The organism is Paraburkholderia sp. SIMBA_054 (genome assembly GCF_046534875.1).
Taxonomy (GTDB): domain Bacteria; phylum Pseudomonadota; class Gammaproteobacteria; order Burkholderiales; family Burkholderiaceae; genus Paraburkholderia; species Paraburkholderia hospita.
The window spans coordinates 1-229 of sequence record NZ_JAWRXV010001888.1; the positions used below are offsets into that span (position 1 = coordinate 1).

Here is a 229-nt window from a genome sequence, read left to right on the forward strand (position 1 = left end):
GGGCCGCTTCTGCAGCCGTCAGGCCGGTCTCGCGTTTTTCCTTGGCGAACTCCACGATCAGGATTGCATTCTTTGCCGCCAACCCGATCAGCAACACCATTGCGATCTGAACATAGAGGCTGTTCTGCAACCCGAAAAACGTAAGAGCAGCAACAGCACCCAGCAGCGCAGCGCCCAGTGAAAGGATAACCACCGCTGGCAAGGCCCAGCTTTCATATTGGGCCACAAG

General features: G+C 56.8%; 1 protein-coding gene. It reads right to left on the bottom strand.

The window, feature by feature from the left end; translation table 11 throughout:
* On the bottom strand, positions 1–229 hold a 229-nt coding region (locus tag SB822_RS61595), incomplete at both ends, for an efflux RND transporter permease subunit (RefSeq protein ID WP_410859733.1).